The sequence below is a fragment of the Wolbachia endosymbiont of Trichogramma pretiosum genome (assembly GCF_001439985.1).
Lineage (GTDB): Bacteria > Pseudomonadota > Alphaproteobacteria > Rickettsiales > Anaplasmataceae > Wolbachia.
The window spans coordinates 904,185-920,737 of sequence record NZ_CM003641.1 but is presented as its reverse complement, the minus strand read 5'-3'; the positions used below and the strand labels follow the sequence as shown (position 1 = coordinate 920,737).

13 protein-coding genes and 3 pseudogenes are annotated in these 16,553 nt (G+C 34.3%); 2 read left to right on the top strand and 14 right to left on the bottom strand.

Annotation, left to right across the window (positions count from 1 at the left end; genetic code table 11):
- Nucleotides 1-87: 87 nt before the first annotated feature.
- The 13 genes and pseudogenes from wTpre_RS04540 to wTpre_RS04480 all read right to left on the bottom strand — a co-directional run bounded on the left by wTpre_RS04540 (nucleotide 88) and on the right by wTpre_RS04480 (nucleotide 13,776).
- Nucleotides 88-729, bottom strand: a pseudogene (locus wTpre_RS04540) (cell envelope biogenesis protein OmpA).
- 108 nt (nucleotides 730-837) lie between these two features.
- Nucleotides 838-1,457: pseudogene (locus tag wTpre_RS04535) on the bottom strand (hypothetical protein).
- 98 nt (nucleotides 1,458-1,555) lie between these two features.
- Nucleotides 1,556-4,015: a leucine--tRNA ligase gene (gene leuS / locus wTpre_RS04530; protein WP_068652654.1), complete on the bottom strand. Its 2,460-nt coding sequence runs from the start codon at nucleotides 4,013-4,015 to the stop codon at nucleotides 1,556-1,558.
- Between the two features lie 4 nt (nucleotides 4,016-4,019).
- Nucleotides 4,020-4,610, bottom strand: coding sequence for a murein hydrolase activator EnvC family protein (locus tag wTpre_RS04525; RefSeq protein ID WP_068652652.1), 591 nt, complete (start codon nucleotides 4,608-4,610; stop codon nucleotides 4,020-4,022).
- 52 nt (nucleotides 4,611-4,662) lie between these two features.
- Complete coding sequence (locus tag wTpre_RS04520) at nucleotides 4,663-4,989, bottom strand: MerR family transcriptional regulator (RefSeq protein WP_068652295.1); 327 nt, start codon at nucleotides 4,987-4,989, stop codon at nucleotides 4,663-4,665.
- Nucleotides 4,986-5,285 carry an integration host factor subunit alpha gene (locus wTpre_RS04515; RefSeq protein ID WP_068652293.1) on the bottom strand — a complete coding sequence of 100 codons (300 nt, stop codon included), beginning with the start codon at nucleotides 5,283-5,285 and terminating at the stop codon, nucleotides 4,986-4,988. The genes wTpre_RS04520 and wTpre_RS04515 overlap by 4 nt, the downstream gene beginning before the upstream one ends.
- 49 nt (nucleotides 5,286-5,334) lie before the next feature.
- Nucleotides 5,335-6,459, bottom strand: a complete 1,125-nt coding sequence (locus wTpre_RS04510; RefSeq protein ID WP_245609397.1) for an MFS transporter — start codon at nucleotides 6,457-6,459, stop codon at nucleotides 5,335-5,337.
- 365 nt (nucleotides 6,460-6,824) lie between these two features.
- Entirely contained in the window at nucleotides 6,825-8,759 is a 1,935-nt protein-coding gene (gene uvrB, locus wTpre_RS04505; protein ID WP_068652289.1) for an excinuclease ABC subunit UvrB, read from the bottom strand.
- A gap of 86 nt (nucleotides 8,760-8,845) precedes the next feature.
- Complete coding sequence (locus wTpre_RS04500; protein WP_068652287.1) at nucleotides 8,846-9,607, bottom strand: cytochrome c1; 762 nt, start codon at nucleotides 9,605-9,607, stop codon at nucleotides 8,846-8,848.
- Entirely contained in the window at nucleotides 9,607-10,833 is a 1,227-nt protein-coding gene (locus tag wTpre_RS04495) for a cytochrome b (protein ID WP_068652285.1), read from the bottom strand. Before wTpre_RS04495 ends, wTpre_RS04500 begins: the two co-directional genes overlap by 1 nt.
- A gap of 124 nt (nucleotides 10,834-10,957) precedes the next feature.
- Nucleotides 10,958-12,139: an ankyrin repeat domain-containing protein gene (locus tag wTpre_RS04490; protein ID WP_068652283.1), complete on the bottom strand. Its 1,182-nt coding sequence runs from the start codon at nucleotides 12,137-12,139 to the stop codon at nucleotides 10,958-10,960.
- A gap of 329 nt (nucleotides 12,140-12,468) precedes the next feature.
- Nucleotides 12,469-13,437 (bottom strand): annotated as a pseudogene (locus wTpre_RS07410) (ankyrin repeat domain-containing protein).
- Between the two features lie 87 nt (nucleotides 13,438-13,524).
- Nucleotides 13,525-13,776: a J domain-containing protein gene (locus wTpre_RS04480; protein WP_245609393.1), complete on the bottom strand. Its 252-nt coding sequence runs from the start codon at nucleotides 13,774-13,776 to the stop codon at nucleotides 13,525-13,527.
- A 169-nt stretch (nucleotides 13,777-13,945) separates the two neighbouring features.
- Between wTpre_RS04480 and wTpre_RS04475 the strand changes: the two genes are divergently transcribed.
- Together wTpre_RS04475 and hisS are read left to right on the top strand one after the other, a co-directional pair.
- The gene (locus tag wTpre_RS04475) at nucleotides 13,946-14,518 is read left to right on the top strand and encodes a NifU family protein (RefSeq protein ID WP_068652282.1); all 573 of its coding nucleotides are present in this window, start codon (nucleotides 13,946-13,948) and stop codon (nucleotides 14,516-14,518) included.
- Nucleotides 14,515-15,738, top strand: coding sequence for a histidine--tRNA ligase (gene hisS / locus wTpre_RS04470; protein ID WP_068652280.1), 1,224 nt, complete (start codon nucleotides 14,515-14,517; stop codon nucleotides 15,736-15,738). Before wTpre_RS04475 ends, hisS begins: the two co-directional genes overlap by 4 nt.
- Here the strand turns inward: hisS and surE are convergent.
- Nucleotides 15,735-16,505 (bottom strand): 5'/3'-nucleotidase SurE, encoded by a 771-nt coding sequence (surE, locus tag wTpre_RS04465; protein WP_068652278.1) that lies wholly within the window; start codon nucleotides 16,503-16,505, stop codon nucleotides 15,735-15,737. The genes hisS and surE overlap by 4 nt on opposite strands.
- Between the last annotated feature and the right edge of the window lie 48 nt (nucleotides 16,506-16,553).

Sequence of the window (16,553 nt, the reverse complement as noted above, 5' to 3'; positions counted from 1 at the left end):
TATTAGAATAAACAGAATACCTTTGCAAATAGCACATATATAGCACCTAGCATACAACTATATATAAGGATTCAAAGTGTTCATAGCTTAAAAATTATAACGTATACCTACTTCTATGATTGCATCTGGTTTTTTCATCGGTGGTTTAAAGCCACTTAATTGACCGCTTGCAGCAATAGCTGCTGTGCTAACTATCTGTGGAATAATTTCACAATCAACACCTAACTTTACTTTATAGGAAATAGCACCTAGTATTTTATCTAGTGTTTCATTTTGACCTGCGGCTACAGTTGCAGATGAATTTACTGCATTTGTATCCTCACCAAGACCAAAAGATGGCAATATTCAAATATATCCACCCAGACCTATACTAGCATATAATTTAATAGGATCAATTTCAAGATCAGGATAGTAAAGGTAATTTGCCAACAAACTAGCTCCTACTTTCCTTTTTTGTTTATCAGTTATATCACTTATGTTAGCAAGAACCTCAAGTTCAAACTTAGAATTTTTGTTATGATGATAACCAAAGACAACGTTGGGGTTCAATTTAAAGCTTTCACCCCATCGGGTCCCAAAGTTTAAACCTACATAGCAATGATCTTCGTATTGATCTTCACAATGATCTTTGTGTTGATTTTCTAACTCACTTGTACCATTACTAGCTGTACTTGCTAAAGCAACCAACGCAGCGAACACTTTCATCATTCTCATATAATTCATACACATTACTTCCTTAAAACAGGCCGGAATAAATGTTCAAATATGCTAGCAGCAAGTTTTGAGCATCGCTTGTGGTTACACCTAAACATTACATGTATTCAATGTTATCCAGCGTTAAAAATTATAGCGTACTCCTACTTCCAGCATCATATCCGGTACTGTCATTGCTTTTATACCACTCATTTGCCCGCCTAAGGTTAAAGCAGCTGTACCAACTATCTGTGGAGCAACTTCATAATCAGCACCAACCTTCAGTTTGTAGGAAATAGCACCCAGTATTTTATCTAGTGTTTCACTTTGAGTATCAGCTGAATTTATAACTTCAGTTTTAGGGTTAGGTTTTGTACTTTCAGATTTAGGTTGTTTATTTGCATCTGTACCAGAGCCAAAAGGTATTACTTGGAGATATCCACCTAAACCTCCACTGACATATAGTTTCACAGGATCAATGTCAACGTTAGGATAATAACGGTAATTTGCTAACAAACTAGCTCCCATTTTCTTGTCTGCTGCACCAAACATATCACTTACGTCGGTGAGAATCTCAAGTTCAAACTTAGAGCTTTTATCATAATTATAACCAAAAACTAAGCCAGGTTTTATTTTTCATCTAGCACCCCATCTACCACAAATTTTAAACCTGCGTAGTACTGCTCTTTTGCACTATTACTAGCTGCACCTGCTAGAGATGAAGTGAGCAACACAGCTAAAACACATAATCCTTTTATTTTCATATAACTACCCATACAAAAAAATATATAATGCACAAGTATATATCTTTTATATTAAAAAAAGTATAACTGCTAAATTAGGGACATGCTACTCAAAAATTTTATATAACTATGTTTACTACCTTATTTGGCACAGCATATATAGTGCGAATTTTGCTTTGATCGATTTTATTAGATACAGAATCTGTTGCTATTTTCTTCAATTTTTCTTGAGGTAAATCAGTTGCCACTTCAATGGTCGCACGTAACTTTCCATTGATCTGCACTGCTACAGTCACCATATTATCAATTAGTAGTGATTCATCAACTTTTGGCCAAGGTTGCATATATAGCATGCCTTTGCCTCCTATTTTTTGCCATAAATTTTCAGCCAGGTGTGGCATGAATGGCTCAATCACTCTGATTAGTATGCATATACCTTCATCAATAAGAGATTTTCCAGTTTTTACGTCTATTTCAGCTATTAAATTTGTCATTTCACGAAACTTTGCTACCACACAGTTTAATCTGCAGTTTTCCAAGTCATCTGTAAACCCTTGCAATAGTTTATGGATTTTTTTTCTGTACTCTAGTAGTTTACCTATAATGTTTTCATTATCATAGTGTATGTTTACGGTCCTAAGTTGCACCACCATACGCCACAATTTATTTATATAGCGAAAACAACCTTCCACGCCATCATCAGACCATTCCATATCTTTTTCTGGGGGGGTATCGGATAATACAAACAAACGAGCAGTATCAGCACCGTATTTTTCTATGATAAAGTTTGGGTCAACTGTATTTTTCTTTGACTTACTCATCTTTTCGACTTTTCCAACTTTGATCTTAGCACCCTTCGCAATCAACTCTTTTGCTTCTTCGGGAAAGAGCCATTTGCCATTCTCATCTTTATAAGTTATATGGCAGACCATTCCTTGAGTGATTAAAGTAGAGAAAGGCTCTCTAACGTCAAAATAGCCACACTTAGTTAAAGCACGGCAAAAAAACCTTGAGTAAAGCAAATGTAGAATTGCATGTTCTATTCCACCTATGTAATAATCAACAGGCATAAAACGATTACAAGTATCTTTATTAATCGATTTATTTTCACTGCAAAATGCAGCAAAATACCAAGAAGATTCAAAAAAAGTGTCAAATGTATCAGTTTCACGTTCTGCTTGCTTTCCGCACTTTGGACAATCAACAAATTTCCAGGTTGGGTGCTTATCCAGGGGATTACCACCACTTGTAAATTCTACGTCCGTTGGTAGAACAACAGGGAGATCTTTTTCTGGAACTGGAACAATTCCACAATCTTTACAATGTATAATAGGTATAGGACATCCCCAATAACGTTGCCTTGAAATTCCCCAATCGTGTAGACGATAGTTTATTGTTTTCTTACCTATTCCTTTTTCTTCAAGTTTTTTTATGATTACTTTTTTTGCCTCATTAATCATTAGTCCGTTTAAGAATTCAGAATTGAACATCACTCCATCACCGAAATACGGTTCTTTTAAGATCTCTGTGGTCTCTTCACAAACTACAGGAATAATCGTTAAACCATACTTCTGTGCAAATTCAAAATCACGCTGATCATGTGCAGGGCAACCAAAAATCGCACCTTCTCCATACTCAATCAACACAAAATTCGCTATATAAATTGGTAATTCCTTGTCGAGAAATGGGTGCCTAACGTTCAATCTAGTGTAAATTCCAATTTTTTCATCATTCTCCTCCTTTACCTTCATATTATCAATGAAGTCTCTTATTTCTTTGTCCTTAAGGTCTTTTACAATAGGGTGCTCTGCTCCTACTGCAAGAAAAGAAGCTCCAAATAAAGTATGAGGAGAAGTTGTAAAAATCTTTAATTTCTTATTCAGGCCAACTATTTCAAAATCTATAGTTGCCCCTTCAGATTTTCCTATCCAGCGCTCTTGCATAGTTTTGACTTTTTCTGGCCAATTTTTTAAACTTTGCAGACAATAAAGCAAATCTTCAGCAAAATCAGTAATCTTTAAAAACCATTGGAATAACTTACGTTTTTCAACAACTGCACCTGATCGCCATCCTTTTCCATCAACTACTTGCTCATTTGCAAGCACTGTTTGGTCCACTGGATCCCAATTAACCCACGACTCTTTTCGATAGGCAAGACCATGCTTTAAAAAATCCAGAAAAAATTTCTGTTCGTGTTTGTAATAATCAGGCTCACATGTGGAAAGCTCATGATTCCAATTGTAGGAAAGACCTATAGATTTTAGCTGTGCACGCATATTGTCTATATTTTCTTTTGTCCACGCCGCAGGGTTAATATTATTGTTCCTTGCTGCATTTTCAGCTGGTAATCCAAACGCATCCCAGCCAATTGGGTGCAAAACCTCAAATCCATGAGCTCTCTTGTAACGTGCTATAACATCTCCTATCACATAGTTACGCAGGTGACCCATATGAATCTTACCAGATGGATATGGAAACATTTCCAACACGTAACATTTCTTCTTTTTACTATCTTTGCTTACAGAAAAATCCCACTTGTTTTGGTAGAATTTTTCAACGGTTTTAAAATCATATTTCATAAATTCAATCACAGTTTATATGTACTAAAGGATCGACTGCTTGACCATTATGCCTTATTGTGAAACACATCTGCGGATCTTTATCTTGTGTGCTTGATTTACCTGCAGATCCAATTACTTGACCTTGTTTTACTTTATCACCAATTTCAACTTGTATATTTTTTAAATAGGAGTACATAGTCATGTAATTGTCTTTATGTTCCACTATAATTAAATTTCCGTACCACCTCAGGCCTTTACCCACGTATATTACTTTGCCAGGTGCAGAAGCAATAACCTTTGTTACACTTTGAGCAGTAATTTTTATTCCATCTTGACATATTTTATCAGAAGAAGTAACTGCACCTTTAACCGGTATTACAAATTTACACATGCTTTGTGCATTATTGTTATATACCTTATCTACAAAGGCTTTTCTACTTTCTTTTCGCAGCGAAGAATAAACATTTTCTTTAATCAAATGATACTCTCTTGTGTACTCTAGGTCTCTTTTCCCATAAAATTCTTCGCCTTTAAGTAGTACAGGTGCAGGTTTTTGCAGGCCACAGCTCATCATTATTGCTGATAATATAAAGAACAATGCTATACGATACATACACTTATCTTTAGATATATCAACTTTCACAAAACTTTATAGTGTTTTTCGTCTATTTATTACTTTCTTCATTTATTTTATCAGTCAAATAGTCTCTTAAATCTATAAGTTCTTGCAATAAATTTCTTGAATAATGATCAATTCTTACATGGTTACCAAATTCCTTTTGTACTCCTTTTATTGTATATCCTTTGTCATATAGCATATATTTTATTTTCTTTATTGCCTCTATACACTTATGATCATACAGTCTTCTTCCCTTCCGTTTTATGGGTTTAATTTGATGGAATTGACTTTCCCAGAATCTTAAAACATGCCGCTCCAAATGTAGTTCTTCAGCTACTTCTCCAATCGTGTAAAATAATTTTCCCTTATTCATCGGTTATTTATTAATTTCTTTATCACTTTTGAAGGTCTAAAAGAAATTGATTTTCTCGCTTGAATTACTACCCTTTCCGATGTCTTTGGTATATTTCCTGGTCTTTCTTTCTTGTTTTTAACCAAAAATGTTCCAAATGAAGATATTTTTACTATTCCATCCTTTGCTAAGCTCGTTTTTATCTCATCCAATATATCATCTATTATTGCAATAGAGTCTTCTTTCGATAATCCAATTTCCTGATTTATACATTCAGCTATTGTTGCCTTAGTTACCGTTATGTCTTTTGTTGTCATAATTTATTACAGCATGTTAATATAATATAACAATCGACTCAAGATTCAGCTACTTTATTTTATAGTATGTTTCTTTTGTAGCATAATTAAAAATACTAGCAAATGTTAACATTGCAAATATTGTGAAAAGCGCCATTTGGTGATCTGAAAAAAGTGCTAAAATTGACACTAAAATTCCACTCATAACAAACATAAATCCATTGATAATGGATGATGATGTGCTAATATACTTCTGCTCAACAATCTCACTACCAACAGTAAAATTAAGCATATGTCCTCCTGCAAAAAAACCAAACATTAACATACAAAAGTATATAATATGAACTGTTAAATTGCCGCACAGTAAAATAATAGCTGAAATACTTTGCAATGTAGCAAAAGCAGAGATTACGTGCCTTCTGTTTTTAAATAGATTTGAGATTAGATCTGCAATTGGAGCACCAACTGCAAGACCAAGCCACGATATTGCAGTTGCTACACCTAACTCCATTGTATTGAGTTCTAAGTTGCTTAGTAACCTTGGTGCCCACAGCATATTAAGCGCTAAAAATGTTCCAAAAGTAATAGCACCCACTATTGAGGTTATCCAGATATCTCTTAATTTTAGCACTGTTAGTACAGAACATATTACTGTTTTTATAGAGCTCTTTATTGTGTATTCCCCCCAATTTTTTTTTGAAAGTCCTTTCGGATAAAAAAACATAAGTACAAATATCGATACGCCAAATAATATTACACATACAATAAGATTTTTCCAATCTGCACCTTCGGCAAGCAAGCTAGAGAAGCACATTTGAATCATCAAAGCAGAAAGACTTGAAATTGTCTGTACTAGTGAGAACATCAGTCCAAATTGAGTAAGGGGAAAATATGTGCTACTTACATGAGCAGCGCCAATAAAACCAAACGATGCTCCAATTGCGATCAAAAATTGAGATAAAATTAAATGGGCAAAATTGTCACTCTTGATAAGGACAAAAAAACCAAAGAGCATAATTGACAATGAGAAAAAATAAATTTTTTTGCTGGAAAAAACATTAAACATTGCCCCACTAAAAAATTGTGAGATAGCAAAAGTCCAAGTATATGCTGAGTTAGCTAGTGCAACTTGCGCGATTGTGAGATCAAGTTCTTTTTCAAGATTCACGCTTATAAAGGTGTATATTATCTGCATGTTGCTGAATACAACAATCAAGTTACTGATGAGCCAAATGAAACAAGCTTTATTTTCCATAAGATTTTTTATAAATAGTACATTGATAATAAACCTCTTTTAGGCTCTGATTATTGTTAAAACAATTGCAATTATAGTATGCTATAAAAATTATAAAGCAACAAATTTGTTGTGAGATTTAATTTGTTAGAGTCTGTACATAATCTCGAGCAAGAAATAAGTTCAACAATCATTACCTATAAGATAAAAGGTGAAAATTTGAAATTATCATGAAATGGCTCATTTTTCTGCTACTCGAATGATGTTCTTTCAATTATTGGTAAATCAAAGTCAGTTTAACTATTAATTAGTTATCTTTTTTCTAGCTATGCAACGGGCCTATTATTAAATCTTTCAATAACACCTTTTATTTTTGCCGCCTCTTCAAACTCTAAATTTTCAGCATGCTTCAACATTTGCTTTTTCAGACTATTTAGATCATCCTGACTAAAATTCTCAACTACCACTTTTTCCTGTAAAGTATTTGATATAGGCTTTATTATAGTTTTTGGTACAATATTATGCAGTGTATTATGCTCTGTCTGTTTCTTTCTTCTCCTTTCAGTTTCTTTCAGTGCACGATCCATAGAATTAGTAATTTTGTCTGCATATAAAATTACTCTGCTTTCAACATTGCGTGCAGCACGACCTATCGTTTGAATGAGCGAAGTCTCTGATCGTAAAAACCCTTCTTTGTCAGCATCTAAAATTGCAACCAATCCACACTCGGGAATATCAAGACCTTCCCGCAACAAGTTAACGCCAACAAGAACATCTATTTCTTTAGATCTTAATTTGCATATAATTTCAATTCTTTCCAGCGCACCAATATCTGAATGTAGGTAAGTTACTTTCATACTGAGCTCACTCATATGCTCAGCTAGTTTTTCAGCCATTTTTTTTGTCAATGTGGTAATTAGAATACAAAACCCTTTTTTTATCGTCACTTGTGCCTCATGAATCACATCATCAACCTGACTCCCTGTTGGTTTTATGATGCAGATGGGATCTGTCAGTCCTGTTGGGCGGATAACTTGCTCTATAAATGCGTGATTAGTCTTTTCTAATTCATATTTTCCTGGAGTAGCCGAAACGTAAATAGTCTGTGGCCGTATTGCCTCCCACTCTTCCAATTTTAACGGACGGTTATCAAAAGCAGAAGGTAGCCTAAAACCATAATCTATCAATTTCTTTTTACGTGCTTCATTACCGCTATACATTGCACCTATCTGGGGAACGGTTACATGGCTTTCATCAACAAATAAAATTACATCTTTAGGTAAATACTCAAACAATGTAGGCGGTGGATTTCCAGCTTTCATTCCGTAAAGATAACGCGAATAATTTTCAATACCTTTACACACTCCCGTTGCCATCATCATTTCAATATCAAAATTAGTACGCTGCTCAAGGCGTTTTGCTTCAACAATTTTGTTCTGTAAATAGTAATAATCCAAGCGTTCATGTAGTTCTTTTTTAATCAATTGAACTGCTTGCAAAAGAGTCTCACGTGATGTAGTGTAATAGCTGTTTGGAAAAATGGTGACTGTATCTATGCGTCTGATAATATTGCCGTTCATGGCATCAATCTCAGAAATTTCCTCTATTTCATCACCAAACAATGATAAACGCCAAGCTTTATTTTCATAATAGGCAGGAAACATATCAATAATATCGCCGCGCACCCTGAAATATCCCCGCTCAAATCTTACATCAGAACGTTTATATTGGAGATTAACTAAATTATTCAGAAAGTCATTAACATGAATCTTATCTCCAGCACTTAAAGTCAAGGTCATGCTGAGATAGCTCTCAGGCGAACCAAGACCGTATATACAAGAAACACTCGCAACTACAATCGTGTCCCTACGCTCCAAAAGAGAGCATATAGCAGAATAGCGTAGCATATCAATTCTTTCATTTATTAAAGAGTCTTTTTCAATATAAGTGTCTGTTTGTGGCGAATAAGCCTCAGGCTGATAATAATCATAATAAGAAATGAAGTATCCAACAGCATTGTGGGGGAAAAATCCTCTCATCTCCTCGTAAAGCTGTGCCGCTAAAGTTTTATTATGCGCCATAATTAACGCAGGCCTGTTTGTTCTTGCAATAACATTTGCCATAGTAAAAGTTTTTCCAGAGCCAGTTACTCCAAGTAAAACCTGATCTCTTTTTTTGTTATTTAGTCCTTCAACTAAACTATCTATTGCTTGTGGTTGATCGCCAGCTGGCTGAAAATTTGTAACTATTCGAAATGCCATAATCCCTATACTTTCATAATATATTTATCATTATATTATAGAAATAATATCACGAGTAAGGTATAAAAACGAGCGTAAATGAAGTTCTATTTTCCTTTTTTATAGAGTTGGCTCCAAACTCTATTGTTAGTGAGAACAAAAAATACCGTCAAAGTCATAAAATATGTCACTATTTTTAGCCCAAGTTTATGTCGGCGCTCCAGTTCTGGCTCTGCTGCCCATTGTAAGAAATTTACCACATCATATGCCATATTTTCAACTGTGGCTTGCCTAGTACCATCATATTCTACCATTCCTTCAGAGAGTGGTGGTGCCATGGCTAACCTGCCTGTTGAAAAATATGGATTAAAATATAAACCATTCTCATCATGTTCACCGTTTTGATAACCAATTAGTAGTGAATAGACATAATTTGCACCATCATGTCTTGCTTTGACAATTAATGATAAGTCCGGTGGAATTGCTCCATTGTTGCTTGCTGCAGCTGCTTCTTTTGTATCAAAGGGTGCAATAAAATAATCCGAAGACACTCCCGGTCTATCAAACATTTCACCCAAATCATTCGGACCATCTTTAACTTGGTAAGAGGATGCAATTTGTTTTACATTCTCTTCAGAAAAACCAACATCTTGCAAATTACGAAACGCTATTCTGTTCATTGAATGGCAAGCAGCACAGACTTCTTTGTATACTTTATAGCCACGCTGAATTGACTCTCTATCGAAAGATCCAGTAATTCCATCAAAACTCCAGTCGATTTTCTTATTTGGTAAAGGTTTAAACTCCTCTGCAGACAAAGAATTAGTGAAAAATAATATACAAAATACAGCAACTTTAACCAATAGCATCACTTCATCTCCGGAACGGAATCGCTTATTGTTTTTGGTAATTTTTTTGGTTTCTCATACTTACTAAGTAAAGGTAAAACTATCACAAAATATGAAAAATAATAAAGAGTTGAGAGCCTACTTAAAGTGATATAAGGCTCTTTAACTTCTTGCCCCCCAAGCCAAGCAAGAAATGCAAAATTTATTGCAAAAACCCAAAAAAATTTCTTAAATAATGGGCGATAAGCACCACTTTTAACCTTTGCTTTATCAAGCCAAGGCAAAAGAAACCAAACTAAGATAGATCCAAACATGGTAAGTACACCAATAAGCTTATTTGGAATTGAGCGCAACATTGCATAAAAAGGTAGGAAATACCACTCTGGTACTATGTGTACTGGAGTTACCATAGGATCAGCTTCTATATAATTATCAGGATGACCAAGATAATTAGGGGCATAAAAAACAAATCCAAATAAAATTATAAAAAATAAACCAAAAGTTATGCAGTCCTTTGCTATATAATAAGGATAAAAAGGAATAGTGTCCTTACTTGACCTTACTTCTATTCCACTTGGGTTATTAGAGCCAAATCTATGCAGAGCAACAACATGCAACATAGCTAAAGCAATAATAATGAAGGGCAGAAGATAATGAAGGGCAAAAAAACGATTAAGCGTTGGGTTATCAACGGAAAAACCGCCCCACAACCATATAACTATTTTGTTGCCAATCAAAGGTATGGCTGAAAATAAGTTAGTTATAACTGTTGCACCCCAAAAGCTCATTTGTCCCCATGGAAGAACATATCCCATAAAGGCAGTTGCCATCATTGCAAAAAATATAAATATGCCAATAAACCACACCATTTCTCGCGGTCTCTTATAAGATCCGTAATATAATCCACGCATAATATGAGCATAGACCACCATAAAGAAGAGTGACGCCCCAACAGCATGAGTATAACGTATCAGCCATCCATAATTTACGTCACGCATTATACGCTCCACACTATTAAATGCATGATCAACATGCGGAGTGTAGTGCATGGCAAGAAATATACCTGTTATTATCTGCAAAATCAGTGCTATACCAGCCAAAGAACCAAAATTCCAAGCATAATTTAAATTTTTTGGTACTTGATAAGAAGCAGCATGTTTTAGAAAAGAAAATATAGGCAGTCTATACTCTATCCAACCTGATACACCTTTTTCTTCTGTTATTTCTTTCTTGCTACCATCTTCCATAACTTAAACTTTTTTTTTCATCTTAACTCATTTTATTGTAACAACTTACCTACAACGCACAATAAAAAGTTCAATTTAAATAATAGATTTCACGAAAACAAGCACTAAGACTTGAGTGCTTGTTTTAACTGATTTGGAGGGATCTTTGATGACGTACACCCTTAGATATTGTTGAATTGCTTAATAAACTTCGAGGACATTGATCAAATTCTTCAAACTCACCAATCATCATCTTAATATCCCTTTCTATAGCACTAACCTTTCTTTCTCTGATTTGCTCCAATGTCAAAAGTGAATCATCCAATGGTCTTGAATATTTCCTCCCGGTAAACTTTCTGATTACCACGTCAGCTAGCAGAGCTGTTCCATTAAAATCAACTTGCGAAAAATCAATTGGGCTTCTAGTCAAATGTGCAACAGATTGCTGTGCGGGAAGTAAAGCAGGGGCACTCTGAAACAAGCTACTGAGTGCAGCAGTTGTTGAAGTTCTCATCCAACTAAATGCACTATTAATAGAAGAAGAAGGCCTTACTGCACTGCTTGGTGCAGGGTCTGGATTTACATTTATACTCTCTTCCTCTGCAGCAATTTCTTTTATCGTTTTACCTGGATAAAATAACTTAACATAATCTGATGGTGTCCCGTCCCTTATATTCTTAACATTATCAATGTTAGCACCATTATCGTATAATAGCTTAATTATTTTTGGACGTTTTGAACTAATAGCAAAATATATAGGTGTTTGTCCCTGTTCGTTTTGAACATTGACATCAGCATGATATTCAATAAGAAGCTCAACTATTCTTGAGTGGTTTTTTTCAACAGCAGCATGTAGGCATGAATTTTGTGAATAAGCAAGAAGATCAAATTTGCCGTCTGGGCTAGCACCATGTTTAAGCAGGACCTCCACTTTTTCCGGACTATTCTTGTCTATAGCCCAACCCACAAGAGTACGTTCTTTATGAGCATACGAAAAATAACCACTAATCCTTGCTCCTTTATCGATTAGAAGCTCTATCATTTCTACGGTGCCCATTGTAACAGCATAGTACATAGGAGTCACATGAAAAAGGTCCTCAATATCAGGAACTGCGCCATTATCAATTAAAAACCTCATCATTCCTAAATCTTTTTTACTAACAGCAATCGATAAAGGTGAGTTACCATTTCTATCTCTATAGTTAACAACACTAACAGTGTGTCTCTTTCCTTCTCTAATATACTCCTCAGCTTTTTGAAAATCACGTTCGATTACTGCAGAACGTAGCCCGTATCTCCAGTTTTCAATTTCTGTTACTGTAACCATAACTCCTCCTAAAGAGAAAAACTTTTGGCTGTATATCACATAATTTATGCATATACTAGCAAAATCTGTATGTAAGGCTAAAGAAACTCCACAACGCAAGAGATTATTTACTTTATTGTGTATACCGTGCTACATTTAGTTTTTGTGCAAAACGCTATAGGTTTTCTTAATTTACTTAAATTTCGTAGCAGCTTATTCCCAATATATAAGAGCTTAAACTTAAAGAGGATTATACGAAAATAAGCACTCAAGCTTGAGTGCTTATTTTAACTGATTTAAGGGGAATTTTGATGCATACCTTTAGATATCGTTAAATTACTTAATGAACTTTAAGGACATTGATAAAGTTTTTTTTACACTTACTCAGTGCTGTCTCGAAGTTTTTTTCTATAGTGTTAAGCTTTCTTTCTCTAACTTCTTCTACTGTGAGAAGTGAACCTTCTAGTGGGCTTGAGTATTTTTTCCATGTGAACTTTCTGATCATTACATCAATTAGTAGAGCTGTTTCATTAAAATCAACTTGTGAAGAACCAATTGGGCTACCATCTAAGTGATCAACAGATTGCTGTGCAGGAAGTAAAGTAGGAACACTGCCGAACAAGACATTGAGTGTGGCAGTGATTACCTAACTAAATATACCATTAACAAAAGAAAAAGGTTTTACTGCACTGCTTGGTCCAGGGTCTGGAGTATCAACAGCTTCTGATCCTAACCTAGTATTTATTCTAGCAGAGAGTAACAGTTCTGTACAATTATTTTTATGAAATTTTGATAAATCTAAGTATATTTTGCTCATGTCACAGCCATCACTGCAAAGACTTTCATAACCTGGTATAACCTCAAATGCCGTTTTGCCATTTGCATTTCTAATATTAACATTAATAATATTGATATTGAGCAGAAGATTCGCGATATCTAATCGAAAATAAAAAAAAAGGCTAAGTATAAAGCTGTAAAACCTTGCATTATTTGGGAAGTGGTACTACTAGTACAATGATATATCATTCCTTTTTTCTGTTTTGCTACTCATGGTAGTAACGTACGAGTAAGGAACAAGACATCCATTACTAACAACATTAATATTAGCATTATTTTTAAGCAAAAACCGCACTATCTCTAAGCTACCTTTATAAACAGCAAGATGTATAGGTAACATACCATCTTTTTTACCATTAATAATCTCTTTTTCTCTATTTATATATCTTGCCTTTTTAACATATCTTTTAACTTTCTTAATATTAGGCTCATCTATAGCCGCAAATAAATTCTTTCTCAATCTCTCAAGTTTTTTTTATCAAATACCTCCTAAAGAATAATGTTTCCAGATTTATATCATGCAACTTAATATGTACAAGCAAGATTTAAAGAGAAAACAATGGTTAAAATTAGGTCTTCATCAACCTATCACGTGCTGCGTTTAACTTTTGTGCAAAATATTCCGATCCTCCCTTGTCTGGATGGACCAGTTTCATTAAATTTTGGTATGCCTTATTGATTTCATTTTGGCTTGCCTCAGAATTCAGCCCCAGTATTTTTAATGCTTCATCTTTGGACATATTATCACCAGTATAATTTTTGGTGTAACTTTTACTGCTGTTAAATTCGTTCAAAAACTTACTTAATATAGAGTTCATCATAAAACTTATGTTATTTCTCTTTGCCAAAAAGAGAAAAAATACAACAACGCTAGGTAAAACAAACGTGATTATTGTGAATATCAAAAAAAGGAAGAAGATGAATGACATGTATATTTTTTTATCATTTTATGATTAAATAGTAACAATTATAATTGTCATGGTAAATAACATGTTTATCCAGATTGAAGAAACACCAAACCCAAACACGCTGAAATTTCTTCCTGGTTTTGAAATTATGAGCGAAGGAGAAACAGCTGATTTTTCGAATGCAGATGAAATAAAGAACTCAAAACTAGCAGTAAATCTTTTTCAAATAGAACATGTTGTAAGAGTATTTCTTGGTCATGATTTTATTTCGGTAACAAAATCGGATAGAATAAATTGGGATATAGTAAAGGTGGAAATTTTAACTACAATTATGGATCACTTTACTTCTGGTGGAAAAGCTTTTGATAAAGAAGGAGTAAGTGATAATAAAATGCTAGAGGAAGAATTCTTTAATAAAAATGATATAGAAATTGTAAATAGAATAAAAGAATTGATGGAAAGTTATATTAAGCCTGCAGTTGCTCAAGATGGTGGTGATATCAAGTTCCGTGGCTATAAAGACGGAATAGTTTACGTTGTACTGCAAGGAGCTTGCTCTGGGTGCCCAAGTGCTGCAATTACCTTAAAGCAAGGAGTGCAGAATATGCTAAGCTATCACATACCAGAAGTTTCAGGTATAGAGACTATGCTATGACTAATCAAACAGTTAGAGGAACGAAAGATCTTCTATTTGATGAATGGTATAAATTTAAATACATAGAGCAAACAGCAAATAGAATCTCAAGTTTATACAGTTTTTTAACTGTTCAAACTCCGATATTTGAATACACAGAAGTCTTTACAAAGACTTTAGGTGATAGCTCAGATATTATCACTAAAGAGATGTATACTTTTATTGATAAAGGGGGAAAGAGCATAACTCTGCGTCCTGAGTTCACTGCAGCTATTGTTAGGTTGCTCATTGAAAAAAAACTGCAAACACCAATAAAGTTATTCTCAACAGGACCTATATTCCGCTATGAAAGACCACAAAAAGGACGACAAAGACAATTTCATCAGATAAATTTTGAGGTTTTTGGTATAGAAGATCTGAGAGTTGATATTGAATTGATATCACTTGCTCAGCACCTACTAACTGAATTTGGTATCAATAGGAATGTAAAACTAGAAATTAATTCTTTGGGCGATGGTAAAACAATAACTAAATATAGAGAAGCTTTGATATCGTATTTAAAAAAGTTTCAAAATGACCTATCAGAAGATAGTAAAAATAGATTGATTAAAAATCCACTCAGAATATTAGACTCTAAGGATAAGAAAGATAAAGAAATAATCTCTAACGCACCACAAATCAGTGATTATTATACAAAAGAATCTTCATATTTCTTTGACCAGGTGTTAAATGGACTGCAAGCTCTTGGCATACCTTACACTGTAGATAGCAAATTAGTTCGAGGTCTAGACTATTATTGTCACACAGTATTTGAATTTGTCACAGAAGATTTAGGTGCACAAGGGGCGGTTTTTGGCGGTGGAAGATACGATAATCTAGTATCTTCAGTAGGTGGAAAACACACTCCAGCGATAGGATTTGCAGGAGGTATTGAACGCATAATGGAGTTAATCAATTATTCTCCGAAAGAAGAGCGACCTATTTGCCTAATTCCAATTGGTAGAGAGGCTGGAGAACATGCTCTAACACTTGCAAATGAATTACGCAGGCATAGTTTATACGTAGCTTATGAACATAGTGGAACTCTAAAAACCCGAATGAAAAAAGCAAATCAAGCAAATGCAAAAGTTGTATTAATCTTTGGTGATGAAGAGCTAAGCAGTAAAACTTTAAAAATTAAAAACATGGACACAGGTGAAGAAAAAATGATTGCTCGCGATAAAATCGTAGAAAATCTCTAATTAGAAGCAATAGGAGTGTTAGCTATAGAAGAAAATTCCTCTGCACAAGAATTTTTCATAGCATTTAATATATTATAATCTGTAAAATCCAATTTTATTGGTGTAATAGTAATAAAACCTCCTTTTATTTTATTTATACTACCACTGCCTGAGTGCTCTCGAGACCAATTTAAGCTCAAAGAACCATTCAAGTTTTCAGTAAAAGTTAAATCACCATCAATGCTATATTCACCTTGTTCAGCAAACTCGATCCCTTTCACTTTTTCTGTAGTAGGAAAATTTATACTCATCACTATATCTTTAGGCCAACCAACTTTCATTAGCTTAGCAATAACCTTTGGTGCAAAAATCTTTGTATTGTTCCAGTCTATTTTACTATGATAAACTTGGCTCAGCGCAATAGAAGGTATAGATCTTGCAGCACCTTCCATTGCAGCACCAATTGTGCCTGAATAACAAATATCATCTCCGACATTTGATCCAATATTTACTCCAGATAATACTAAGTCTGGTTTCTTATTCATAATTTTATTTAACGCGATAATAACACAATCTGCAGGAGTACCAGACACAATAAACTCCCTTTCGCTATGTTGGTTTATTCTAATAGATTGTTTCACTGGGTAATCAAGAGATCTTGCAGATCCACTCCTGTCAGTATCTGGTGCCACCATCCATACTTCCGATGCAAAATTGTGTGCAATTTCTTTAAGTAGTCTTATTCCTTCACTTTCAAAACCATCATCATTTGTTATCAATATTATCATGTCTAATACTCACCTATCAAAGTATACTAATGAGGTTTGAAGTTTCTC

Coding starts and splice junctions, on each gene's coding strand:
- uvrB (WP_068652289.1), bottom strand. CDS start 8,759: ATGGCATTTCGAATAGTTACAAATTTTCAGCCAGCTGGCGATCAACCA.
- wTpre_RS04500 (WP_068652287.1), bottom strand. CDS start 9,607: ATGCTATTGGTTAAAGTTGCTGTATTTTGTATATTATTTTTCACTAAT.
- wTpre_RS04480 (WP_245609393.1), bottom strand. CDS start 13,776: ATGATGAACTCTATATTAAGTAAGTTTTTGAACGAATTTAACAGCAGT.
- wTpre_RS04525 (WP_068652652.1), bottom strand. CDS start 4,610: ATGTATCGTATAGCATTGTTCTTTATATTATCAGCAATAATGATGAGC.
- wTpre_RS04490 (WP_068652283.1), bottom strand. CDS start 12,139: ATGGTTACAGTAACAGAAATTGAAAACTGGAGATACGGGCTACGTTCT.
- leuS (WP_068652654.1), bottom strand. CDS start 4,015: ATGAAATATGATTTTAAAACCGTTGAAAAATTCTACCAAAACAAGTGG.
- surE (WP_068652278.1), bottom strand. CDS start 16,505: ATGATAATATTGATAACAAATGATGATGGTTTTGAAAGTGAAGGAATA.
- wTpre_RS04495 (WP_068652285.1), bottom strand. CDS start 10,833: ATGGAAGATGGTAGCAAGAAAGAAATAACAGAAGAAAAAGGTGTATCA.
- hisS (WP_068652280.1), top strand. CDS start 14,515: ATGACTAATCAAACAGTTAGAGGAACGAAAGATCTTCTATTTGATGAA.
- wTpre_RS04510 (WP_245609397.1), bottom strand. CDS start 6,459: ATGCAGATAATATACACCTTTATAAGCGTGAATCTTGAAAAAGAACTT.
- wTpre_RS04475 (WP_068652282.1), top strand. CDS start 13,946: ATGTTTATCCAGATTGAAGAAACACCAAACCCAAACACGCTGAAATTT.
- wTpre_RS04515 (WP_068652293.1), bottom strand. CDS start 5,285: ATGACAACAAAAGACATAACGGTAACTAAGGCAACAATAGCTGAATGT.
- wTpre_RS04520 (WP_068652295.1), bottom strand. CDS start 4,989: ATGAATAAGGGAAAATTATTTTACACGATTGGAGAAGTAGCTGAAGAA.